Below are 21,784 nucleotides of genomic sequence, written 5' to 3'. Positions count from 1 at the left end.
ACCCGTGAGGGCACGCGTGAGGCAGTAGCGTCGGGCGGTGGGTCAGCGAGGGATGCGCAGCGAGGTCATGGCGCCGTCGGGGTCGGCATCGAGGCCGACCCGATCCCAGGGGACGCCGACGCCGACCACGGCATAGGCGGACGTGGGGAAACGATCGATGGTCGCTCCCGGATCCAGGGTCAGAGCAGTCTCGGGCAGCCCGGGGAAGTGCCCGACCACCAGCACCACCGAGGCGTCGCTCGGCGCATCGATCCGTAGCGTCTCGAGAATCGTCCACGGCGTGGCGCCGTACAGATCGGCGACGAACCGGGCCGGGGCCTCGACCCCCGTGCGGTCCAGGGTCTGCCGGGTCCGCACGGCGGTGGAACAGAGGACGGCGTCGACGTGCAGTCCGTCGGCCGCGAGCCATTCACCGGCGAGCGCCGCCTGCCGCAGACCTCGCTCGTTCAACGGCCGGTCGTGATCGGCCACCCCCGCCGGGTAGGCCGACTTACCGTGGCGCAGGAGCACCAGGGTCCGATCGGGAACCGCCGGCACCGTCACGCCGCCCCGTGCGCGCCGCCGCGGGCCGACGCGTGCGTCAGCGCCCGCAGGAGCTGGGCGGTCTCCCGCCAGGCCGAGGCCTCCTGGTGGTAGTACGCGTGCCCCTCGGAATCGTCGTCGGCGAGAGCCTCGTCGGCCAGCGCGTCGAGTTCCATCACCTCGTCGATGCATCGCGTCGTGAGGACCGAGAGGCGTCGCCCCGCGCAGGCGTCCGCGACCTCCTCGGCCGTCAGTGTGGTGAGCCGTTCGAGCTCGCTGCGATAGGTCATGGTGACACCGTAGAACGACCCTCCGACGAACTCGCGCCGACGCGCGGCACCGCACAGTGACCAGCAACGCACGGGAGCATCGCGCCCGCGGCCGCCGCGAGCACTAATCTGAAGGGGATGCATACCTGGGCCCCGATCCTGCTGGCGATCTCCGCCGCGGTGCTGATCGCTGCCGGGACCGTCGTCCGGCAGCGGGCGTCCTGCGCCAACGGGGCCATCACCGCGGGCTGGTGGCTCGGCGCCGGCGTCGCCTTGAGCGGGTTCGTGCTGCAGGCGGTGGCGCTGGGACTGGGATCGATCCTCGTGGTCCAGCCGCTCGTCGTGCTCGCCGTCCTCTTCGCCATCCCGATGGAGGCGTGGCTCGACCGACGCAGGCTCGCGCGGGTCGAGGTCGTGTGGGGGACGGTCCTGGTCGCGTGCGTCGCGGCCTTCCTGGTCCTGGCACGACCGGTGGCGTCCGACCGGCGGCCCAACATGTTGATCATGATCTGCACCGTCGGCGGACTCATCGCCGGGCTGGTCGCCCTCGTGGTGCTGGCCGAACGAGTCCGCAGCGCCCACTTCCGCGCCCTGTGCTACGGGCTGGCGGCCGGTGCACTGTTCGGCGTGTCGGCGCTCCTGGTCAAGGCCGTGTCCCTCCGAGTGGTCCACGACCCCATGTCGACCTTCGGGCGCACCGACCTCTACCTGCTGATCGTGGTCGCCGTGTTCGCGGTCGTCGCACAGCAGCGGGGATTCGGCGCAGGCGATCTGCAGACCTCGTTCCCCGCCATGAACGTCATGGAACCCACCGTGGCGATGCTGCTCGGGGTGCTGCTGCTCGGCGAGAACGTGTACGTCGGCGCCCCCTCGGCGACCTTCCTCGTGATCGTCGCCGCCCTGGCGGCGGTGGCGGTCGTCAAACTGGCCAAAGACGCGGCCGTTCGCGGTCGTCCGCCGATCCCCGACGAGGAACAGGTCCCCGTCGGCGACGACTGAACCCGGCGTCAGGCCTCGTCGATGAGCGCCGGCAGACTCTCGGCCCACTCGGCGGCGACCTTCGTCGGCTTCACCGTGCTCGAGGCGTCGTGCCGGAAGTGCTCGCCGACCTGGACGGCACCGAGCGCGGTGAGCTTGCCGGCCATGATCTCCCCGCCGCGGTTGTAGGTGTCGCCGTAGACGGAGTCGCCCAGACCGAAGACCGCGAACCGCAGGCCGGAGAGGTCGGGCTCCTCCTCGTCGAGCTCATCGGCGAACGGGAGAGCGCTCGACGGGAGTTCGCCCTCGCCGTAGGTGGAACACACGACCACCAGGAAGTCCGCCGGATCGAGGTCCTCGGCGGCGAATTCGGCCATGTCGTAGATCGACGGATCGTGATCTGCGGCCAGCACGTCGGCGATCGCGTCGGCGACGAGCTCACCGGTACCGGTCTCGGTGCCGTAGAGGATGACAGCTGCCATGGTCGTGAATCTCCTGGGGACGGTCGACGACGGGGTTCGACGACGGGGATACGGTATCGCAGTCGTTTTCGCGAGGTCGAGCCCCTCGGGTCCGAATCACGCGGGGCCTCGTCGTCGCCGCTGCGACGGCTACTGTTCCCACTAGAGTTGGTCACATGGACCGGAGCCGGTCGCAGGAACCGGCGGTTCGAGGACCGACCGGAACGCCGGGAAGGGGACAGATGGCGACGCGCATCGACAGCTGGGTGTGGTCGGTACGGCTCACCAAGACCAGGTCGGCCGCAGGCGCCGCGTGCCGTGCCGGTCACGTTCGACTCAACGGGGTCGCTGCGAAACCCGCGGCGACCGTCTCGGTCGGCGACCGGGTGACCGTCCGCCTCGGCGGCACGGAGCGGATCGTCGAGGTCACGCGGTTGATCAGCAAGCGCGTCTCGGCGCCCCTGGCTGCCGACTGCTACATCGACCACAGTCCGCCCCCGCCGCCCCGCGAGGTCCGCGCGGCGGTCCCGCGCCGCGACCCCGGTGCGGGACGACCCACCAAACGCGAACGCCGTCAGATGGAGCGCTTCCGGGCCGGTCTGGCCCTGATCGTCGCGGTCGCGACGGTCGGCCTGCTCGCGGCGTGCGGCTCCGGGGAGGACGAGTCCGCGTCGGCGACCACCGAGACCCCGACGGCGGGTTCGGGGCCCACCTTCGAGCGATGCGGCGGCCTCACGACCGAGGACGTCACCGAGATCTCCGGGATGCGGGGACTGCGACTGATGGTCGACAACACGTCGGTGTGCGAGTGGCGCCGTGATTCGGCGCGGGAGGAGACGGTGTCGTTCAACTGGTACCGGGGGTCGCCGATCGGACGTGAGCGCGGCACCGAACAACTCCAGCGCGACAGCACCCGCGACTACGAGGTCGACGGGCATCCGGGATTCATCGCAGCGCACGCCGGCGGGATCTGCGAGACGGGAATCTCCTGGGACGCGGACTTCATCGAGATCTCGGTGGCCGCACAGAGCTCCGACGGCACTGGTCCGAGCAAGGACATCGACGCACTGTGCGCGGTCACCAAGCGGATCACCGAGAAGGTCGTGAGGGGGGCGAAGTGAACACAGGCTCCGAAATCGCCGCGCGGGGACTCGCCGGCCGCGGCCGGCGGGTGCTTCTCGCCGTCGCCGCCGCGCTGGCGATCGCGGTGATCGCCTCGGCGTGCACGGTCGACGGGCAGGCCGTCCGCGAGGGCCGCGTGCCCGGCGGCACCACCGGCGAGGTCGACACCGACCAGTTCGAGAACCACCTCCTCGAGTGCGAGGTGGTGTCGCCGGGACAGGTCGCGAAGGCCGTCGGCGGATCCCTGGCGCGCCGGACGTTCTCCGGGGCGATCTGTCGGTGGATCGTCTCGCCCGGCGACGTCGACGTGACGTTCAACTGGTTCGAGTGGGGCGACTACAACCTGGAGAAGGAGACCGCCCAGAAGCTGGGATTCACCACGGAGAACGTCACGGTGCGCAGCCAGAGCGCGTTCACCCAGCGGGACCCGGCACGGCCGAACGTCTGCGCCGTGACGGCGAAGTCGCCGCGCGGCGGGATCTACACGTGGTGGGTGGAGCCGAGCGGCGACGCCGCCGGCGGCGACCCGTGCGCGGCCCCGACGACGTTGATGGAGCTCGTCCTCACCGGCGCCTACTGAGCGTCCGCGGGGGATCGCCCGGCCGATCGCCCCGCCGCCTCGTCCCGCGGGATCCGGCCGACGGAGACCGAGGCCGCGACCACCGGCGCGTCGTCGCCGGGGATCAGCAGCCACATCAGCAGGACGTCGTCGTGACGCACGCGGCGCACGGTGACCGGTGTCCCCGGCGTGACGGGGCGCAGATACTCGATGACCGCCCGGTGCGGTCCGGCCACGAGATCGGGGTGATCGACCAGCTCGTCCTCCACCGCCTCGAAGTAGGCGGCGTTGTTGAGGTGTTTGAACGGGTCGAAGTCGGTGCTGCGGAGGACGTGGTCTCGGTCGGGAAGCGCCGTCTCGGCGGGATCGGGCGCTGCCGCGGGGTTCATCGACCGCCAGCGGAGCCGGTGCTCGTCGGTCATGCCGGTGAGCGTCTCCATCGCCAGATCGCTGATGCGCGAGGGCATGCCCCGGTCGTTGACGTTGATCCAGAACGCGACCGTCTCGATGTGGCCGTCGGGGCGTGGTTCGGGGTTGAACCGGTTGGTCTCCGTGCGTCCGAACAGGCTCACCCGCATGTCGGTCCAGCGGGTCGAGAGCGCGCCGCACCAGCGTTCCACTCGGAAGTCCGACGGCCAGGTCAGCGGGACCAGCACGTCGATCACGGTGCGACGGATGATCCAGAACGGATCGGTGTCGGCGAACGGCAGCACGGCGATGTTGTCGTTGGCCGCGTCCTGCAGATACCGCGCGACGGCGTCGAGTCTGACGCGCATGTCCTGGTCGACGTCGCCGGTGCGGACGCGGTAGTCCGCGTCGAAGAATCGGGCTCCGGGCTTGCGGTCGGGAAGCGCCGCGTACGGCACCGGTTCGGTCATCTCGAGGATCTCCCGTCACCCCGTATGGTGGCTGCGGTTCGTGCGACCGATCCGGAGACGATCGGGGTCGGCCGTCTCGGACTGTGACGTGGAATACGGTACCCTCAGAGAGAATTAGAACACGTTCACCCTTGGCGATGGAGGGAAGATTCCGATGGCGCATGTGATCACGCGGGCCTGCTGCAACGACGCTTCGTGCGTGGACGTCTGTCCGGTCAACTGTATTCACCCGACGCCCGACGAACCGGAGTTCCTGACCGCGGAGATGCTGTACATCGATCCCGAGGCCTGCATCGACTGCGGCGCGTGCATCGACGAATGCCCGGTGAGCGCGATCTACCCCGACGATCAACTGCCCGCCAAGGACGAGCCCTTCCTCCAGATCAACGCGGACTACTTCAAAGACCACGACGCCGACGGCGGGCTCGTCCGCCACCCGAAGCCGCCCAAGCTGCCCGACGCCCCGCTGCGCGTCGCGATCGTCGGTGCGGGACCCGCGGCGTTCTACGCCGCGCAGGAACTCGTGCGCAAACAGCAGATCAGCGTCGACATGTACGACCGTCTGCCGACGCCGTACGGGCTGGTGCGGGCGGGCGTCGCCCCCGATCACGCGCAGACCAAGGGCGTCGAGAACACCTTCGCCGCCGTCGAGAAGAAGGCGAACTTCACCTATCGGCTCGGCGTGGAGGTCGGCGAGCACATCACGCTCGCCGAACTCCGCGAACGATACGGCGCGGTGCTCTTCGCGAGCGGGGCGGCCCACGACCGTCGACTCGGGGTGCCCGGCGAAGACCTGCCGGGGTCGATCTCGGCCACCGAGTTCGTCGGCTGGTACAACGGCCACCCCGACTGGGTCGACCTGCGGTTCGACCTCTCCAGCGAGACCGCGGTGGTCATCGGCAACGGCAATGTGGCGCTCGACGTGGCGCGGATTCTGGTGACCGACCCCGACGAGTTGGCCACCACCGACATCGCCGACCACGCGCTCGAGGTCCTCCGCGCCTCCAACGTTCGCGAGGTGGTCGTGCTGGGTCGACGCGGCATCGAGCACGCGGCGTTCACCAACGGCGAGTTCCTGTCGTTGCGCGACACCGAGGGCGTCGACGTGGTGATCGATCCCGACGAACTGGTCCTGAGCGAGGACGCGGCCGCCGCGTTGGACGACGACTCCCTCGACTCGGTGATCGCCACCAAGATCCGACTGGCCCGCGAGTTCTCCGAGGCCCCGCAGACCGAGGGCAACCGCCGCATCGTGTTCAAGTTCCTCTCGGCGCCCACCGAGATCATCGGCGGCGACGGCGACCGGGTGAGCAGCGTGACCGTCATGCGCAATCGATACGTCGACGGCGGTGTGGAGGCGACGGGGCGGACCGAGTCCATCGCGACCGGCATCGCGCTGCGGTCGGTGGGCTACCGGGTGGAACCGCTCACCGACCTCCCGTTCGACGAGGAGCGGTCGGTCGTCCCGAACGTCGACAGCCGGGTCCTGGACGCGCCGGGCGGCGACCCGATCCCCGGTGTCTTCGTGGCCGGCTGGGTCAAGCGCGGCCCCACCGGCGGCATCGGACGCAATCGGATGTGCGGTGAGGAGGCGGCCGCATCGATCCTCGCCGATTTCGCCGAGGGCGTCCTGCCCGAACCGACGGTCGACCCCGCGGACGTCACCGACCTGGTCGCCGGCCGCGGTGCCCACCCCGTCGATCTGGACGGGTGGAAGCGGATCGATGCGGCCGAGCGCGAGGCGGGCGCCGGACAGGGGCGCCGTAGGGTGAAGTTCGTGTCTGTCGACGAGATGAAGTCCGTCGCCGGCGTTCCGGCGACGGCGGGCGAAGCGTAGTGCGGATCGCACTGCTCTCGTATCGCAGCAAACCGCATTGCGGGGGCCAGGGAGTCTACGTCCGGCATCTGTCGCGCGAACTCGTCCGCCTCGGACACGAGGTGGAGGTGTTCTCCGGGCAGCCGTACCCGGAGCTCGACGACGGCGTGCGACTGACCAAGGTGCCGAGCCTGGACCTGTTCGGCGAACCCGAACCGTTCCGCACCCCGCGCCCGAGCGAGATCCGCGACTGGACCGACGTGCTCGAGGTGCTCGCGATGTGGACGGCGGCGTTCGGTGAGCCGCTGACCTTCAGTCTGCGGATGGCGCGGGTCCTGCGTTCGCGACGCGACGACTTCGACGTGGTGCACGACAACCAGTGTCTCGGCTACGGGCTGCTGTCGATCAAACGGCAGGGTTTTCCGCTGGTGGCGACGATCCACCACCCGATCACCCGCGACCGGACGCTCGCCGTGCGTGCCGCGAGGGGACTGGCGAAGATCAGCGCCTGGCGCTGGCACTCGTTCCTCGCGATGCAGGGCAGGGTCGCACGGCGGATCCCGTCACTGCTGACGGTCTCGCGGAGCAGCGAGGACGACATCCGCGACGCGTTCCGGGTGCGGCCCGGAGCGCTGGCCACGATCCCGCTCGGTGTGGACGTCGACCGGTTCGCGCCGTCGGCGACCACGACGCCCGGGTCGATCGTGTGCGTCGCGAGTGCCGACGCCCCCCTCAAAGGCGTCTCGTACCTTCTGGAGGCCGTCGCGAAGGTGGGTGCCGAACGTCCGGTGCACCTCACTCTCGTCTCGAGACTCGATCCGGACGGCCCGTCGGCGCGACTGATCGACCAGTTGGCCATCGGCGACCGCGTCACCGTGGTCTCGGGGCTGGACGACGACGAGTTGGCAGGTGTGCTCGCCGATGCGGAGATCGCCGTCGTTCCGTCGCTCTACGAGGGATTCTCGCTGCCGGCGGTGGAGGCCATGAGCTGCGGGGTGCCGCTCGTCGCGACGCGCGCCGGGGCGATCCCGGAGGTCGTCGGCGACCGCGAGGAGGCCGCGGTCCTCGTGCCGCCCGCGGATGCGGGCGCGTTGGCGCAGGCCCTCCTCGAACTGCTCGACGATCCGGACCGCCGACGACGGCTGGGTCACGGCGGTCGGCTGCGGGCCGTGGAGCGGTACAGCTGGTCGGCCGTCGCGCGCGCTACCGCCGATCGATACCGGGCCGCGATCGACGCGGGTCCCGACGCGACTGCGAGGAGCGAACAGTGCTGACCGTCGACTTCGACCGGCTGGCCGTGGGGCCGGGAGTCCGCGCGATCGACATCGGGGCCGGACAGGGGAGGCACTCGTACGAGATGCTGCGGCGCGGGGCCCGGGTGACGGCGTTCGATCAGAACGAGAAGGACATGGCCGACGTCGCCGAGATGTTCGGTGCCCTGGACGCTGCGGGGGAGGTGCCTGCGAGTGGAGTCGGGACCACCCGCGTCGGCGACGCCCTGCAGCTGCCGTACGACGACGGCGTGTTCGACGTCGTCCTGATGTCGGAGATCCTCGAGCACATCCCCGACGATGCGGCGGCCATCGCCGAGATGGTCCGGGTTCTTCGTCCCGGCGGCGTGGCCGCGGTGACCGTCCCGCGGTACTGGCCGGAGAAGATCTGCTGGGCGTTGTCGGACGCGTATCACGAGGTCGAGGGCGGCCACGTCCGGATCTACCGGGCGTCGGAGCTGACGGCGGCGCTCGTCGGTGCCGGACTGGAGGTCACCGGGTCGGATCACGCGCACGCGCTGCACGCGCCGTACTGGTGGCTCAAATGCGCGGTGGGTGTCGAGAACGACGGGAACCCGCTGGTCCGCGGGTATCACCGGCTGCTGGTGTGGGACATGATGAGCAGACCGTGGGTCACCCGCGTCGGCGAACAGCTGCTCAACCCGGTGGTCGGCAAGTCGGTCGCCATCTACCTGCGTAAGCCGGAGGGATAGTCGTGGCGGTCCCGTCGATCTCGGGTGTGCTGACGCGCGAGCAGGTGCGGGCCACGGGTGCCGCGATCCGTGACATGCAGGAGGGCAGCGGTGCGCTGCCGTGGTTTCCGGGCGGCAAGACCGATCCGTGGGATCACGTGGAGTCGGCGATGGCGCTGTCGGCGTCGGGGTTCGTCGCGGCCGCACGTGCGGCGTACGAGTGGTCGGCGCGCACGCAGCGGGACGACGGGTCGTGGCCGCTGGAGTTCCGGTCGGGCCGTGTCGTCGATCCGGGGGTCGACAGCAACTTCTGCGCGTACATCGCCGTCGGCGTGTGGCACCACTATCTGATCACCGACGACGAGGCCTTCCTGCTGAGCATGTGGCCGTGTGTGCGGGCCGCGCTCGACCGCGTCCTGCTGTTTCAACGCGTCGACGGCGCCTTCCGCTGGGCGGCCGACTATCGCACGGGTGCGATGTTCGACGACGCGCTCATCACGGGCAATGCGAGCATCTACTCGGCACTGTGCTGCGGGCTGCGGATCGCCGACGAGGTGGGGGCGGACGCCGGTTCGTGGGCGGATGCGCTGGGGCGTCTCGCGGGGGCCTTCGCCGTCTCGGACGAGGTCTTCGTCGCGCCGGGGGAGCATTCGATGGACTGGTACTACCCGGTTCTCGGCGGTCCGGTCCGCGGTGATGCCGGCCGTGCGCTGCTGCGAGCCCAGTGGGATCGGTTCGTGGTGCCGGGGCTGGGGGCGCGGTGCGTCGGTCATCGTCCGTGGGTGACCGGTGCCGAGACGAGCGAGCTGGCGATGGCCTGTGAGGCGGTCGGTGACGTGAGTCGTGCGGCGGAGCTCGTCGCCTCGATCCAACATCTGCGCGATCCCGACGGGTCGTATTGGACGGGGCTGGTCTTCGCCGACGGCAAGCGGTGGCCGGTGGAGCGGAGCTGCTGGACGTCGGCGGCGGTGATTCTGGCGGCCGATGCGATCAGTCGCGCCACGCCGGGCGGTGGGATCTTCGCCGAGCTGGACCGGATCGCGGTCCCTGCCCTCGAACCTTAGCTAGACTGGTGTCCAGTCAATAGTCCATCATTGGTCGGCAGGCCATCGACGAGTCGCGGAGGGCGATGTGGATTACGGAATCGTGCAGTTCACCAGCGACCGGGGACTGCGTGCGCAGGACCTCGCTCCACTGATCGAAGACGCGGGCTTCGCCGCCTACTACGTGCCCGAACACTCGCACATCCCCACGCGGCGCGAAGCCGCCCATCCCCGCACCGGTGACGCCTCACTGCCCGACGAGCGCTACACCCGGACCCTCGACCCGTGGACATCGCTGGCCGCGGCGGCAGCCGTGACCTCCCGCATCGAACTGTCGACCGCCGTCGCACTGCCGGTGCAGTCCGATCCGCTCACCCTCGCCAAGACCGTCGCCACCCTCGATCACCTCTCGCGCGGCCGGGTCGCCCTCGGCGTCGGATTCGGATGGAACCTCGACGAGCTCGCCGACCACGGCGTCCCCGCCGGGCGACGCCGAACCATGCTTCGCGAATACCTGGAGGCCATGCGCGCACTGTGGACGCAGGAGGAGGCCGAATACCACGGCGAGTTCGTCGACTTCGGTCCCAGCTGGGCGTGGCCCAAACCGTCGCGCACCATCCCCGTCCAGGTGGGGGCGGCCGGGACCGAGAAGAACTTTCGGTGGATCGCACGGAGCGCCGACGGATGGATCACGACGCCGGGGGAGACCGACATCGACGATTCGGTCGCACTGCTGGCGTCGATCTGGGCCGACGCCGGCCGCGAGGGGACCCCCGCGATCACGGCGCTGGACATCCGCCCCGACGCCGACCGACTGGCCCACTGGGAGGAGATCGGCGTGACCCGCGTGCTCTACGGGCTTCCCGACGAGGACGTCGACACCGCGCGGGCGTATCTGGAGAAGCTCGCCGGACGGGTCGGTCTCCAGCCCCCGATCAGCCGCTGCGGGTGAGCACCCGCAGCGAGCCGTGGGCCGCCGATTCGGTGAATCGACCCGACTCCAGGGCCCGACGGTAGATCTCGTACGGCGGTCGGCCGCCGTCGGCGGGATCGGGGAAGACGTCGTGGATCAGCAGGGCGCCGCCGCGGCGCACCCAGCGGGCCCACCCGTCGTAGTCGTTCTGCGCCGCCTCGAGCGAGTGCCCGCCGTCGATGAACACGAAGTCGACCTCGCGGCCCCAGACCCGCGCGGCGGCCGTCGACGGGGCGACGAGAGCGAGCACCGTCTGCTCCAGGTCGGCGTCGAACAGGGTCCGGCGCAGCCGAGCGGCGGTGTCGAGCAGGCCGCTGTGCGGATCGACGAGGCCGGCGTCGTGGTACTCCCAGCCCGGCTGATGCTCCTCCGAACCGCGGTGATGGTCGACGGTCACCACCAGGGCGTCGTGCTCCTGCGCGGCGGCGCCGAGGAACACCGTCGACTTGCCGCAGTACGTGCCGATCTCCACGCCGACGCCCACCGCGTCGTCGGCCGACAGGCATGCGGCGGCCGCCGCGTACAGGGCGTGCGCCTCATCGAGCGGCATGAATCCGGGGGCGTCCCGCGCCACCCGCAACCGCTCGTCGGACAGCCCGGTCCCGTTCTTCTCCTGTGCCATGAATCGATCGTATAGACACCTGTCCGACGGCTACGGTGGACCTCATGAAGGCACAGGTGTTGATTGCGGAAAGCGGACCGGAAGGGCTGGCGCTCCAGGACATTCCGACCCCGGAGGTGCATCCGGGACAGTATCTCGTCGACGTCCGGTCCTGCGGCGTCTGCTTCCCCGATCTGCTGATGAGCCGCGGCGAGTACCAGCTGCGTCCACCGCTGCCGTTCACCCCCGGCACCGAAGTCGCCGGCGTGGTCAGCGAGGCCCCCGAATCGGGCCGGTTCGCCGTCGGCGACAACGTGGTCGTCGCCTCCATGCTCGGCGGCTTCGGCGAACAGGTCGCCGTCACCGAACAGCAGTTGTTCCCGCTGCCCGACGAGTTGACCTTCGACGAGGGCGCCGCCCTCGGGATCAACTTCCAGACCGCACTGTTCGCGCTGACCATGCGTGCGAACCTGCAGCCCGGCGAGACGGTCGGCGTGCTCGGGTCGGCCGGCGGGATCGGCGTCGCGTCGATCATCGTCGCCAAGGCCCTCGGCGCCCGCGTGATCGCGGTGGTGCACCGCACCGGCAACGACGAGATGCTCCGCGGACTCGGCGCCGACGAGGTGGTGTCGCTCACCGACGGATGGAAGGACCGGGTCCTGGAACTCACCGACGGCGGCGTCGACGTGATGATCGACCCGGTCGGCGGCGACGTGTTCGACGAGGCGCTCCGGGCCGTCGCCCCCGACGGCCGCTTCGTCGTCATCGGATTCGCGGCCGGCGGCATCCCGACCGTGAAGCTCAACCGGGTGCTGTTCCGCAACATCGCGGTGGTCGGGGCCGCATGGGGCGAGTACATCCGGACGCACCCCGACGTGCCGGGCCGACTGCATCAGCGTATCGTCGACCTCGTGCGCGACGGTATGCGGCCGCCGGTGAACCACGTCTACGACCTGGCCGACCTCCCGACGGCCCTCACCGACCTCGCCGAAGGGCGGGTGCGGGGAAAGGCCGTCGTCCGAGTCTCGTCCTGATCGCCGGTCAGGCGATGTCGAACAGTGCCGCGGCGTTGTCGTGGAGGACGCCGCGCAACCAGTCGTCGCCGAGGTCGAGGCGGACGCAGGCGTCCAGCGCGTGCGCATAGCCGTACGGGATGTTGGGGAAGTCGCTGCCGAACAGGATCTTGTCGCCCAGGTCGCGAACCCTCCCCAGCTCGGCGGGTGGGAACGGCGCGTCGCGTTCGGAGAAGTCGGTGAACGACATCGTCGTGTCGAGGCGCACATTCGGATACCGCTCGGCGAGGTCGAGGAACTCGGTGTACTCCGGGGTCCCCATGTGCGCGACGATGAGCGGCAGCGTCGGGAACCGTGCCAGCAGCGTCTCGATGCGGCCGGGGCCGGTGAACTCACCCGGGGCCGGTCCCGAACCGCAGTGGATCACCACGGGGACGCCCGCATCGTCGATGACGCCCCACACGCCGTCGAGCAGCGGGTCGAGCGGCGAGTACGCACCCACCTGGATATGCGATTTGAACACCCGGGCGCCGGCCTCGACGGCGGCCGCCGTGTACTCCGCGGCCCCGTCCTCGGGGTAGAAGGTGGCCGTGTGCAGACAGTCGGGGTGCGCGGCCGCGAACTGCGTGCCCCATTCGTTGAGCCACTGCGCCATCTGCGGTTTGTGCGGGTAGATCATCGACGAGAAGGCGCGCAGCCCGAAACGGCGCAACGTCTCGACGCGCTCGTCCTCCTCGGCCCGGTAGGTGATCGGCCACTCCCGGCCGAGCATCGGGCCCGCGGAGTCGAAGTACGCCCAGACCTTGTCCATGACCCGTCGGGGCATGAAGTGGGTGTGGACGTCGATCAGTCCGGGGAGTCCGAGGTCCTGCCAGAGCGCGCGAACGGCGTCGGCTTCGGCGGCCGAGAACGGTGCTGCGTCATGGTCGTCGCACATGGCCCCGACCGTACCCGTGGGTCGAGACCCCCGAAGGCGAATTGCTGAACGAGTGCTTACTCGGCCGTCGGGGCGGTGCCGAGCGCCTCGCGGATCTGCGCCGCCGACGGCATGTCCTTGGGGGCGATCATGACGGCATCGGCCTCGACGGTCACCCCGTCGGCGTCGGCGATGGTGCCGCGGACGAACTTCTTCCGCCCCTCGGTGCGGATCACCTCGGCGCGCAACCACACGCGCCCCAACGCCGTCGGACGGACGTACTTGACCGTCAGGGTTCCGGTGAAACACGGCATGCGGGTCGTCATGGTCGCGGCCTCGCCGACGAGCTGGTCGAGCAGCAGTGCGGCGATCCCCCCGTGCACCCGTCCGGCGGGCCCCTCATACGCCGCCCCCAGCTCCACCTCCGCGGTGGCCGCGCCGTCCGCGTGCACCACCCGCATCGGCGGTGCAACGGCATTGCGCGCCCCGACGGCGGCATTGCCCCACGGCATCCCCGTGAGGTCGCGGGTGAACGGCACCCCGTACGCGCCCTCCTTCTGCCGGACGCGCAGCGCGTCGACGACGGCGTCGATCCGACCGCGTGCCGCCAGCAGATCGGCGTCGTCGACCTCCGTGCGGATCACGGCGTCGATGAGATCGCGGACGGAGTCGGCGAGAGGCTCGACGATCGACAGCCGCCGGTCGACCTCGGCGGAGTCGATGTCCTCCAAACGGAAATCCATGACCACATCTCCTATGCCGTCGGACCGCGCGTTGGCAAGTCGAGGCTCATTTCCGGGCGCGGCGATGCTGTTTGATCACCTCGCCGAACATCATCGTCATCTTGGTGCCCAGCGGCCAACCGACGTAATAGCACAGGAACAGACCGATCTCGTCGAGCTCCTCGGGGGTGAGCTCCCCGTTGCCCAGCGCCGCACCCGCCTGGATCTCGGCGACATCGGTCATCCCGGTGGCGGCCAGAGCCCCGAGGAGCAGGAGCCTGCGATCGCGATGGGTGAGCCCCTCGCGGCTCCACACCTCGCCGAACACCTGGTCGGCGGTGTGGGCGAAGAAGTCGCCCGGACCATCGGACATCTCCCAGCCGTACACCTCCGACATCACAGCCAGGCCCGCCCGGCGCCTCTCGGTCATCGGAGACTCGTCGCTGCTCTCGGGTGTCGCCGCGTCGTCCGTGCTCATCGTTCTCCTTCGGTGTGGGGGACGCCGAGTCCGGCGGCCAGGTCGGTGCGCGCCCTCCGAGCGAGGGGCAGGTCGACGCCGAGGACATCGGCGGCGGCCAGCGCGAGGTCGAGGTCCTTCTCCCCGAGATCCCGCACATGGGTGAAGACTCCGTGCCAGAAGTCGTCCTCGGCGATCGGCGCCGTCGTCTCGCGGAGCATGATCGCTCCCGCACCGCCGGTGATCTCGTCGGTGTGGCGGACCACGCGGCCCAACTTCTGCAGGTCGATGCCGGCCGCCTCGGCGAGGCGGGCCGCCTCGGTGGTCGCGGTGAACGACACGAAATGCAGCAGATTCCGCGCGAGCTTCATCCGGGTGCCGTCCCCCGGGGCCGGACCGGCGTGCACGATCAGGTCGCCGGCCGGTGCCAGGGCCCGCTTGGCGCGGTCGTACGCGGCGCGGTCGCCGCCGATCATGATCGCCAGACGGCCCTGCTGGGCCCCGGGCGCGCCGCCGGAGATCGGAGCGTCCAGGAGGATCACGTCCCGGTCGGCGCAGCGGCGGGCCTCGTCGGCCGCCGTCTGCGGTGAGATCGTCGAGTGCACGGCGATCATCGAGCCCGCCGCCAGGTGGGGCAGCAGACCGTCGACGACATCGTGGACCTGGACGTCGTCACGGACGCAGACGCTCACCAGATCGCTGGCGCCCGCGAGCGTCCCGAGGTCGGCGGCGGCGACTGCCCCGGCGTCGACGGCGGTGGCGACGGCGTCGGCGGAGACGTCGAAGACCGTCACGGCGGACTCAGCGGCGAGGCGGGCAGCCATCGGACCGCCGATGTTGCCGAGCCCCACGTAACCGAGGCGCAGGCCGTCGCTCATGAGCGGATGACCTGTCCGCCGTCGACGTTGAAGATCTGCCCGGTGATCCACGACGCCTCATCCGAGAGCAGGAACAGGCACATGCCGACGAGGTCGTCCGGGGTGCCGAACCGTTTGATGGGCAGCTTGCCGACGATGTCGTCGACCATCTCCTTGGGGGTGGTGCTGCGGGTGGCCTCGGTGTCGATGGGGCCGGGGGCGATGGCGTTCACCCGAATGCCCTGTCCGCCGAGCTCCACGGCGAGCTGCTGGGTGAGGCCGTTGATCCCGACCTTGGCCAACCCGTAGAACCCGCTGTACAGCCAGGCCGCGGTGGACGACTGGTTGACGACGGCGCCGCCGCCGGTCATGTGCGGATAGCACGCGCGGGTCACGTTGAGCGCACCGTCGAGATTGACCGCCATGAACTTCTTGTAATAGTCCCAGGGGACCGTGATGAGGAAGTCGAGCTTCATGCCGCCGTAGATCGCGGCGTTGTTGACCAGCAGGTCGATGGAACCGCGGTCGTCGACGACCGCGGCGGCCAGTGCGGATGCGGACTCGGGATCGGCGACGTCGGTCCGGACGTACCGTCCCCCGATCGACTCGGCGACGGCCCGACCGGCCTCGTCGTTGACGTCGGCGACGACCACGCGCGCGCCCTCCGCCGCGAGCGCGCGGGCGTACGCCTCGCCGATGCCTCCGGCTGCTCCGTGACGATGGCGGTCTTGCCGTCGAATCTGGTCGTGTTCACGTGATCTCCCTGTGCGATCGCAGTTGTGTGGGGTTGCAGTTCTGTGGGGTTGCAGTTGTGTGGGGGTGTAGTTGAGTGGGGTGAGCGAGGTGGTGGGCCGCGCGGCGCCGGTCAGCCGACGGGGGTCGCGACGGCCTTCGTCTCGAGGTACTCGGCGAATCCGGCGACGCCCATCTCGCGACCGATGCCGCTCTGCTTGTATCCGCCGAACGGGACGTCGGCGCCGTACCAGATGCCGCCGTTGACGCCCATCGTCCCGGTGCGGACCCCGTTGACCACGGCGTCGATCCGGTCGGGGTCGGTGCCCCACACGGCCCCCGAGAGTCCGTAGGGGGAGTCGTTGGCGATGTCGATCGCATCGGAGTCGCCGTCGTGCCCGATGATCACGAGGACGGGGCCGAAGATCTCCTCCCGAGCGACGCGCGAGGAATTGTCGAGCCCCGAGATCAGCGTCGGCTCGATGTAGAAGCCGGTCGACCGGTCGGCCGGCCGGACGCCACCGGTCTCGATGACTCCGCCCTCGTCGCGCGCCAACTGCAGGTAGCCCTCGACCCGCTCGCGCTGGCGGGCCGAGATGAGGGGGCCGCACATGGTGCCGGGGTCGGTGGGGTCGCCCGCGCCCAGGGCGCGGAGCGTGCCCGCGGTCGCGGCGATCGCCTCGTCGAGCCGCTCCCGCGGAACCAGCAGCCGGGTCGTGATGGCGCAGCCCTGCCCGGCGTGGGTGAGGACATTGATCGCGGCCATCGAGCACGCGGCGGACAGGTCCGCGTCGTCGAGCACGATGAACGCCGATTTGCCGCCGAGTTCCAGGAACACCTTCTTGAGCGTCGGCGCGGCGGCGGACATGACCTTCCGCCCGGTCTCGGTGGATCCGGTGAAGGAGACGATGTCGACGCGCGGGTCGGTCGCCAACTGCTCACCGAGAGCGTGATCGGTGGAGGTGACGATGTTGATGACGCCCGGCGGGAAGTCGGTCTCCTCGGCGATGACCCGCCCGACGAGCGCGGCGCACCACGGGGTGTCCGGTGCGGGTTTGAGGACCACCGTGCATCCGGCGGCCAGGGCGGGGCCGATCTTGGCGAAGTTGATCTGGTGCGGGAAGTTCCACGGCGTGATGGCGCCGACGACGCCGATCGCCTCGGCGCGCAGTTCGCGGCGGTTCGGGATCCCCATCGGGGTGGCCTCGCCCAGGTCGGTCACCCACGCGTAGTTCTCGGCGAGGTCGGCGAAGTAGCCGAGATCGGTGATCGGCCCCTCCAGCTGGGGGCCGCTGGTGAGGAACACCGGGCAGCCCACCTCGGCGACGGTGAGCTCGCGGAGCTCGTCGATGTGGGCGCCGAGCGCATCGCGGAGCTGACGCAGGCAGCGGGCGCGCAGCGCGTGGTCGCGGGACCAGTCGGTGGTGTCGAAGGCGCGCCGTGCGGCGCCGATCGCGGCGTCCATGTCGTCGACGGTGCCCTGTGCGGCCTGGCCGATCGTCTCCTCGGTGGCGGGATTGACGATGTCGAAGACGCCGCCGGCGCCGGGGACGAGACGGCCGTCGACGAGCAGTTCGCTGGCGGTGTCGGGACGCAGTGTCGACTGCGGTGCGGTCATGTTCGGAACTCCATCTGGACAGGTGTCTGGACTTCGGTTCAACCGTAGAGTAGCGTCCGTCACATGTCCACCCCACTCGGCGCCGAACCGGCTCGCCTGCAGACCGAGTCGACACGCCGCCGCCTGACCCCGGCCCAAGCCGAGCGGATCGCCACGATGGTCGACGCGGCCGTCGAGATCCTCGCCGCCGACGGCTTCGACGCCATGTCGGTACGCGACGTCGCCAAACGCGCAGGCGTCGCACCGGCCACCGCATACACCTACTTCAGCTCCAAGAGCCACCTCGTGGCCGAGGTGTTCTGGCGCCGCCTCGCCGCCGGCGTCCCCCACGCCGACCCGACCCTGCCCGCGGCCGCACGGGTCGCCCAGGTGCTGCGCGCCGTGTCCCTCGTCGTCGCCGGCGAAGGACAACTCGGCGGGGCCGTCACCGTCGCCCTCCTCGGCAACGACCCCGACTCCGAACACCTCCGCTGGAAGATCGGCGGATTCATCCACGACCGGCTGGCCGCGGCCGTCGGCGACGACGTCGACGATCCCGACGCGATCGTCGACGCCCTCCAGATGCTCTACGCGGGCGCACTCGTCACCGCGGGCATGGGCCACCTCACCTACGAAGCGACCTCCGAGCGGCTCGTCGCCGCCGCCACACGACTGATGGGAATGAGAGAGTGACGATCGCAGAGACCGGCATGCAGGAATCGATTCCATTCGACCCCTACGACTACGACTTCCACGAGGACCCCTACCCGACGTACGCGCGGCTGCGGGCCGAAGCCCCCGTCTACCGGAACACGGTCGCGGACTTCTGGGCCCTCGCCCGCCACGACGACGTCGGCGACGCCTTCCGCGACAACACCCGACTGTCGAACAGCTGGGGCGTCTCGCTCGACCCGGCCGCCTACAACCCCCACGCGGAGAAGGCGATGAGCTTCCTCGCCATGGACGACCCGCGCCACCTCCGCCTCCGAAAACTGGTCTCCAAGGCCTTCACCCCGCGCCGCGTCGGCGAACTGGCACCCCGAATCGCCGAACTCACCGAGAAGCACTGGGCACGCTGCCTCGAGATGGGCGAATTCGACTTCGTCCACGACTTCGCCGGACTGCTGCCGATGGACGTCGTCTCCGAACTGCTCGGCGTCGCCGAATCCGACCGTGCCCACCTCCGGACGCAGTCCGACCTGCTGATCCACCGCGAAGACGGCGCCACCGACCTGCCGGAAGCCGCCGTCCACGCCTACCTGGAACTCCACGGGATCTACAGCGACCTGCTGGCCCACCGCAAACGCAACCTCGGCGACGACCTCGTCTCGGCGCTCATCGGCGCCGAACTGACCGACGACGACGGTCGACCGACCGCCATGAGCGATGAGGAGATCATCGGATTCCTCATGCTCATGGTGGTCGCAGGCAACGAGACGACCACCAAGCTGCTGGCCAACTCGGTGTACTGGGGCCACCGGAACAGCGACCAGATCGCGCCGATCCACGCGGCCGTCGGCGACGGCGCCGACCCGGTCGAAACGGTGAAGGACTGGGTGCAGGAGACCCTGCGCTACGACACGTCCACCCAGATGCTCGTCCGTCGGGTGATCGAAGACGTCGAATTCGGCGGACACACCATCCCGGCCGGCGACCGCATCCTGCTGCTCGTCGGATCGGCGAACCGCGACGAGGAGGTGTTCGGTCCCGACGCCGACCGGTTCCGCATCGGCCGCGACAGCGCCCGAACCATCCTCTCGTTCGGGCTCGGAACGCACTACTGCCTCGGCGCACACCTGGCGCGGCTCGAAGCCGACCTGGGCCTCGGCGAGATCGTCCGCACCGTGCGCCGCTTCGACGTCGACGTCGACCGGGCCCAACGCGTCCACTCGGTCAACGTGCGCGGCTTCGCCGACCTCCCGATGACCGTGGAGGCACGATGACCTTCGCGCCGCACCCGGACCGTCGACCGGCCCTCGTCGCCGGAGCCTCCTCGGGGATCGGGGAGGCCACGGCCCGCGCGCTCGCCGCCGCCGGACACCCGGTCGCCCTCGGCGCACGCCGCCTCGAGACGTGCCGGCGCATCGCCGACGAGATCGTCGCCGCAGGCGGTGAAGCCGTCGCCGTGCCACTCGACGTCACCGACGACGACTCGGTGACCGCCGCCGTCGCCGCCGCCGAGGACCGGCTCGGCGCCCTCGACGTCGTGGTGACCGGCGCCGGCGACCTCGCCATCGGCCGCGCCCACGAGATGCCCGTCGACGACTGGGCCGCCCAGATCGACGTCCACCTCGTCGGCGCCCACCGCATCTACCGGGCCGTCGCGCCCGCGATGATCCGACGCCGCCGCGGCGACATCGTCTTCATCAGCTCCGACGTCGTCGCGCACCCCCGGCCGTGGTCGTCGGCCTACGTGGCCGCCAAGTACGGCGTCGAAGGGCTGGCCGCGACCCTCACGATGGAACTCGAGGGCACCGGTGTGCGCGCCGGCCTCGTGCGACCCGGACAGACGCTCACGGGCATGGGGATGAACCTCGACCAGAAGCAGACCGAGGCGATGCTGAACGACTGGATCGCCTTCGGACTGGCCCGGCACGGCAACTTCCTGACCCCCGACCACCTCGCCTCGGCGGTGCTGTCGATGGTGTCGATGCCGCCGGGCGCGCACATGCGCGCCGTCGATGTGGAAGCCGAGGGAAAGCTCACCGCACGCGACGAAGGAGACAGCCGATGAGCGCACGCACCGACCTGACCGCCGCCGACATCAGGGTGTCCGGCGGCGACGGCGAACACGGACATCTCGACGAGATGGCGAGCGACCCGATCGGACTGTTCCAGCGGGTCCGCGACGAACACGGCGACATCGGCGTCTTCCAGCTCGCCGACCGCGAGGTGTTCCTCGTCAGCGGCGCCGCCGCGAACGAGGAGTTCTTCCGTGCCCCCGACGAGGTGCTCGACCAGGCGGCCGCATACCCGTTCATGACCCCGATCTTCGGGGAGGGCGTCGTCTTCGACACCAGCCCCGAGCGCCGCTCCGAGATGCTGCACAACCAGGCCCTCAAGGGCGCCCACATGAAACAGCACGCGGTCACCATCCCCGACGAGGTGGAGACGATGATCGCCGACTGGGGCGAGGAGGGCGAGATCGATCTGCTCGACTTCTTCGCCGAACTCACCCTCTACACGTCGTCGTCGTGCCTCATCGGCCGGAAGTTCCGCGCCGAGCTCAGCGCCCACATCGCGCACCTGTACCACGATCTGGAGAAGGGCACCGACCCGATCGCATACGTCGACATGCACGCCGACATCGAGAGCTTCCGCCGCCGCGATGCAGCCCGCGCCGAACTCGTCGATTTCATCGGCGGCGTCCTCGACCGGCGGATCGCGAACCCGCCTGCGGACAAGGAGGACCGCGACCTCCTCGACGTGCTCGTCTCGTTGAAGAACGACGACGGCTCGCAGATGTTCAGCGCGGACACCGTCACCGGGATCTTCATCTCGATGATGTTCGCCGGCCATCACACCACCTCCGGCACCGCCGCGTGGACGCTCATCGAACTGCTCCGCCACCCCGACCACCTCGCCGAGGTCGTCGACGAGCTCGACGAGATCTACGCCGAGGGCATCGCCTACTCGTTCGCCGCGATGCGCCAGATCCCGAAACTGGAGGGCGCCATCAAGGAGGCCCTGCGACTGCATCCGCCGCTCATCATCCTCATGCGGCTCGTCCAGGAGGACGTCGACGTCGCCGGCGTGACCGTCCACAAGGGACAGTCGATCGCGGTGTCCCCCGCCGTGTCGAACCGGTTGCCCGAGGACTTCCCGAACCCCGACGACTTCGATCCGCAACGGTACGACGAATCGCGCCAGGAGGATCTGGTCAACCGGTGGACGTGGATCCCGTTCGGCGCCGGCCGCCACCGCTGCGTCGGCGCCCAGTTCGCCATGATGCAGCTCAAGGCGATCTTCTCGGTCCTGTTGCGCAACTACACCTTCGAACTGGCGCAGCCGTCGGAGACCTACCGCAACGACCACTCCAAGATGGTCGTCCAACTGCAGCAGCCGTGCCGGGTGCGGTACCGGCGGCGACCGCTGCCACGAGGGGAGGCCTGATGCGCATCGAAGTGGATCTGGACCTCTGCCAGGGGCACGGCATGTGCGAACTCGAAGCCCCCGACGTCTTCGAGGCCGGTCGCGACTCGGTGACCGTCCTCGAATCCGAACCCGACGAATCACGGCGCGCCGACGTGGAGGCCGCCGTCCGATACTGCCCGACGCGGGCCCTGACCATCGTGGAGGAATGAC

Annotated in this window: 24 protein-coding genes and 1 pseudogene; 14 read left to right on the top strand and 11 right to left on the bottom strand. The window is 70.0% G+C overall.

What is annotated here, in order from left to right; translation table 11 throughout:
* Window positions 1-42 precede the first annotated feature (42 nt).
* Together G528_RS0100985 and G528_RS15985 are read right to left on the bottom strand one after the other, a co-directional pair.
* Window positions 43-537: a SixA phosphatase family protein gene (locus G528_RS0100985; RefSeq protein WP_026917338.1), complete on the bottom strand. Its 495-nt coding sequence runs from the start codon at window positions 535-537 to the stop codon at window positions 43-45.
* 2 nt (window positions 538-539) lie between these two features.
* On the bottom strand, window positions 540-812 hold the full coding sequence (locus tag G528_RS15985; protein WP_035718601.1) for a hypothetical protein: 273 nt from the start codon (window positions 810-812) through the stop codon (window positions 540-542).
* 117 nt (window positions 813-929) lie between these two features.
* On the opposite strand from G528_RS15985, the gene G528_RS0100975 reads away from it, so the two are divergent.
* On the top strand, window positions 930-1,790 hold the full coding sequence (locus tag G528_RS0100975) for a DMT family transporter (RefSeq protein ID WP_026917337.1): 861 nt from the start codon (window positions 930-932) through the stop codon (window positions 1,788-1,790).
* Between the two features lie 8 nt (window positions 1,791-1,798).
* Here the strand turns inward: G528_RS0100975 and G528_RS0100970 are convergent, their stop codons facing one another.
* Window positions 1,799-2,251, bottom strand: a complete 453-nt coding sequence (locus G528_RS0100970; protein WP_026917336.1) for a flavodoxin domain-containing protein — start codon at window positions 2,249-2,251, stop codon at window positions 1,799-1,801.
* 221 nt (window positions 2,252-2,472) lie between these two features.
* On the opposite strand from G528_RS0100970, the gene G528_RS0100965 reads away from it, so the two are divergent.
* Complete coding sequence (locus tag G528_RS0100965; RefSeq protein WP_026917335.1) at window positions 2,473-3,351, top strand: DUF3558 family protein; 879 nt, start codon at window positions 2,473-2,475, stop codon at window positions 3,349-3,351.
* Window positions 3,348-3,932: a DUF3558 domain-containing protein gene (locus tag G528_RS0100960; RefSeq protein ID WP_245569634.1), complete on the top strand. Its 585-nt coding sequence runs from the start codon at window positions 3,348-3,350 to the stop codon at window positions 3,930-3,932. Before G528_RS0100965 ends, G528_RS0100960 begins: the two co-directional genes overlap by 4 nt.
* Here G528_RS0100960 and G528_RS15980 read toward each other — a convergent pair.
* The gene (locus G528_RS15980) at window positions 3,926-4,789 is read right to left on the bottom strand and encodes an acyl-[acyl-carrier-protein] thioesterase (protein WP_211220582.1); all 864 of its coding nucleotides are present in this window, start codon (window positions 4,787-4,789) and stop codon (window positions 3,926-3,928) included. The two genes, G528_RS0100960 and G528_RS15980, sit on opposite strands and share 7 nt — an antisense overlap.
* Before the next feature lie 154 nt (window positions 4,790-4,943).
* On the opposite strand from G528_RS15980, the gene G528_RS0100950 reads away from it, so the two are divergent.
* From G528_RS0100950 to G528_RS0100930, 5 genes are all read left to right on the top strand, one after another.
* Window positions 4,944-6,626 carry an FAD-dependent oxidoreductase gene (locus G528_RS0100950; protein WP_035718518.1) on the top strand — a complete coding sequence of 561 codons (1,683 nt, stop codon included), beginning with the start codon at window positions 4,944-4,946 and terminating at the stop codon, window positions 6,624-6,626.
* Entirely contained in the window at window positions 6,626-7,879 is a 1,254-nt protein-coding gene (locus tag G528_RS15975) for a glycosyltransferase family 4 protein (protein WP_051198156.1), read from the top strand. The genes G528_RS0100950 and G528_RS15975 overlap by 1 nt, the downstream gene beginning before the upstream one ends.
* A complete protein-coding gene (locus G528_RS0100940) occupies window positions 7,873-8,589 on the top strand; it encodes a class I SAM-dependent methyltransferase (protein ID WP_026917332.1) in 717 nt (238 codons plus the stop codon). Before G528_RS15975 ends, G528_RS0100940 begins: the two co-directional genes overlap by 7 nt.
* A 2-nt stretch (window positions 8,590-8,591) precedes the next feature.
* Window positions 8,592-9,632 carry a glucosidase family protein gene (locus G528_RS0100935; RefSeq protein WP_026917331.1) on the top strand — a complete coding sequence of 347 codons (1,041 nt, stop codon included), beginning with the start codon at window positions 8,592-8,594 and terminating at the stop codon, window positions 9,630-9,632.
* A 67-nt stretch (window positions 9,633-9,699) separates the two neighbouring features.
* Window positions 9,700-10,563, top strand: coding sequence for an LLM class F420-dependent oxidoreductase (locus G528_RS0100930; RefSeq protein WP_026917330.1), 864 nt, complete (start codon window positions 9,700-9,702; stop codon window positions 10,561-10,563).
* On the opposite strand, the gene G528_RS0100925 is transcribed toward G528_RS0100930, so the two are convergent.
* On the bottom strand, window positions 10,547-11,206 hold the full coding sequence (locus G528_RS0100925) for a class I SAM-dependent methyltransferase (protein WP_026917329.1): 660 nt from the start codon (window positions 11,204-11,206) through the stop codon (window positions 10,547-10,549). The two genes, G528_RS0100930 and G528_RS0100925, sit on opposite strands and share 17 nt — an antisense overlap.
* 44 nt (window positions 11,207-11,250) lie before the next feature.
* Here G528_RS0100925 and G528_RS0100920 point away from each other — a divergent pair, with 44 nt between their 5' ends.
* On the top strand, window positions 11,251-12,219 hold the full coding sequence (locus G528_RS0100920; RefSeq protein ID WP_026917328.1) for an NADPH:quinone oxidoreductase family protein: 969 nt from the start codon (window positions 11,251-11,253) through the stop codon (window positions 12,217-12,219).
* Window positions 12,220-12,226: 7 nt separating this feature from the next.
* On the opposite strand, the gene G528_RS0100915 is transcribed toward G528_RS0100920, so the two are convergent.
* The 6 genes and pseudogenes from G528_RS0100915 to G528_RS0100890 form a co-directional block, all read right to left on the bottom strand.
* Window positions 12,227-13,135: an amidohydrolase family protein gene (locus G528_RS0100915; protein WP_026917327.1), complete on the bottom strand. Its 909-nt coding sequence runs from the start codon at window positions 13,133-13,135 to the stop codon at window positions 12,227-12,229.
* A gap of 56 nt (window positions 13,136-13,191) precedes the next feature.
* Entirely contained in the window at window positions 13,192-13,857 is a 666-nt protein-coding gene (locus G528_RS0100910; protein ID WP_026917326.1) for a PaaI family thioesterase, read from the bottom strand.
* Window positions 13,858-13,903: 46 nt separating this feature from the next.
* Window positions 13,904-14,266: a carboxymuconolactone decarboxylase family protein gene (locus tag G528_RS0100905; protein WP_026917325.1), complete on the bottom strand. Its 363-nt coding sequence runs from the start codon at window positions 14,264-14,266 to the stop codon at window positions 13,904-13,906.
* 44 nt (window positions 14,267-14,310) lie between these two features.
* Window positions 14,311-15,171: an NAD(P)-dependent oxidoreductase gene (locus G528_RS0100900; protein ID WP_026917324.1), complete on the bottom strand. Its 861-nt coding sequence runs from the start codon at window positions 15,169-15,171 to the stop codon at window positions 14,311-14,313.
* Window positions 15,168-15,904: pseudogene (locus tag G528_RS0100895) on the bottom strand (SDR family oxidoreductase). Before G528_RS0100895 ends, G528_RS0100900 begins: the two are co-directional and overlap by 4 nt.
* 111 nt (window positions 15,905-16,015) lie before the next feature.
* Window positions 16,016-17,500, bottom strand: a complete 1,485-nt coding sequence (locus tag G528_RS0100890) for an aldehyde dehydrogenase (RefSeq protein ID WP_026917322.1) — start codon at window positions 17,498-17,500, stop codon at window positions 16,016-16,018.
* A 63-nt stretch (window positions 17,501-17,563) separates the two neighbouring features.
* Between G528_RS0100890 and G528_RS0100885 the strand changes: the two genes are divergently transcribed.
* From G528_RS0100885 to G528_RS0100865, 5 genes are read left to right on the top strand one after another with little or no spacing between them, the layout of a single operon-like run.
* Window positions 17,564-18,172, top strand: a complete 609-nt coding sequence (locus G528_RS0100885) for a TetR/AcrR family transcriptional regulator (RefSeq protein WP_026917321.1) — start codon at window positions 17,564-17,566, stop codon at window positions 18,170-18,172.
* A 17-nt stretch (window positions 18,173-18,189) separates the two neighbouring features.
* Entirely contained in the window at window positions 18,190-19,422 is a 1,233-nt protein-coding gene (locus G528_RS0100880; RefSeq protein WP_035718591.1) for a cytochrome P450, read from the top strand.
* Window positions 19,419-20,213: an SDR family oxidoreductase gene (locus G528_RS0100875; RefSeq protein ID WP_026917319.1), complete on the top strand. Its 795-nt coding sequence runs from the start codon at window positions 19,419-19,421 to the stop codon at window positions 20,211-20,213. The genes G528_RS0100880 and G528_RS0100875 overlap by 4 nt, the downstream gene beginning before the upstream one ends.
* Entirely contained in the window at window positions 20,210-21,592 is a 1,383-nt protein-coding gene (locus G528_RS0100870) for a cytochrome P450 (RefSeq protein WP_051198155.1), read from the top strand. The genes G528_RS0100875 and G528_RS0100870 overlap by 4 nt, the downstream gene beginning before the upstream one ends.
* The gene (locus G528_RS0100865) at window positions 21,592-21,783 is read left to right on the top strand and encodes a ferredoxin (RefSeq protein WP_026917317.1); all 192 of its coding nucleotides are present in this window, start codon (window positions 21,592-21,594) and stop codon (window positions 21,781-21,783) included. Before G528_RS0100870 ends, G528_RS0100865 begins: the two co-directional genes overlap by 1 nt.
* Window position 21,784 lies beyond the last annotated feature (1 nt).

The organism is Gordonia shandongensis DSM 45094 (assembly GCF_000423025.1).
GTDB lineage: Bacteria > Actinomycetota > Actinomycetes > Mycobacteriales > Mycobacteriaceae > Gordonia > Gordonia shandongensis.
This window is presented reverse-complemented; position numbering and strand designations above follow the sequence as displayed.

Coding starts and splice junctions, on each gene's coding strand:
- G528_RS0100890 (WP_026917322.1), bottom strand. CDS start 17,500: ATGACCGCACCGCAGTCGACACTGCGTCCCGACACCGCCAGCGAACTG.
- G528_RS0100915 (WP_026917327.1), bottom strand. CDS start 13,135: ATGTGCGACGACCATGACGCAGCACCGTTCTCGGCCGCCGAAGCCGAC.
- G528_RS0100910 (WP_026917326.1), bottom strand. CDS start 13,857: ATGGATTTCCGTTTGGAGGACATCGACTCCGCCGAGGTCGACCGGCGG.
- G528_RS0100970 (WP_026917336.1), bottom strand. CDS start 2,251: ATGGCAGCTGTCATCCTCTACGGCACCGAGACCGGTACCGGTGAGCTC.
- G528_RS15985 (WP_035718601.1), bottom strand. CDS start 812: ATGACCTATCGCAGCGAGCTCGAACGGCTCACCACACTGACGGCCGAG.
- G528_RS0100885 (WP_026917321.1), top strand. CDS start 17,564: ATGTCCACCCCACTCGGCGCCGAACCGGCTCGCCTGCAGACCGAGTCG.
- G528_RS15980 (WP_211220582.1), bottom strand. CDS start 4,789: ATGACCGAACCGGTGCCGTACGCGGCGCTTCCCGACCGCAAGCCCGGA.
- G528_RS0100870 (WP_051198155.1), top strand. CDS start 20,210: ATGAGCGCACGCACCGACCTGACCGCCGCCGACATCAGGGTGTCCGGC.
- G528_RS0100925 (WP_026917329.1), bottom strand. CDS start 11,206: ATGGCACAGGAGAAGAACGGGACCGGGCTGTCCGACGAGCGGTTGCGG.
- G528_RS0100965 (WP_026917335.1), top strand. CDS start 2,473: ATGGCGACGCGCATCGACAGCTGGGTGTGGTCGGTACGGCTCACCAAG.
- G528_RS0100920 (WP_026917328.1), top strand. CDS start 11,251: ATGAAGGCACAGGTGTTGATTGCGGAAAGCGGACCGGAAGGGCTGGCG.
- G528_RS0100975 (WP_026917337.1), top strand. CDS start 930: ATGCATACCTGGGCCCCGATCCTGCTGGCGATCTCCGCCGCGGTGCTG.
- G528_RS0100900 (WP_026917324.1), bottom strand. CDS start 15,171: ATGAGCGACGGCCTGCGCCTCGGTTACGTGGGGCTCGGCAACATCGGC.
- G528_RS0100880 (WP_035718591.1), top strand. CDS start 18,190: ATGCAGGAATCGATTCCATTCGACCCCTACGACTACGACTTCCACGAG.
- G528_RS0100905 (WP_026917325.1), bottom strand. CDS start 14,266: ATGACCGAGAGGCGCCGGGCGGGCCTGGCTGTGATGTCGGAGGTGTAC.
- G528_RS0100875 (WP_026917319.1), top strand. CDS start 19,419: ATGACCTTCGCGCCGCACCCGGACCGTCGACCGGCCCTCGTCGCCGGA.
- G528_RS0100865 (WP_026917317.1), top strand. CDS start 21,592: ATGCGCATCGAAGTGGATCTGGACCTCTGCCAGGGGCACGGCATGTGC.
- G528_RS0100950 (WP_035718518.1), top strand. CDS start 4,944: ATGGCGCATGTGATCACGCGGGCCTGCTGCAACGACGCTTCGTGCGTG.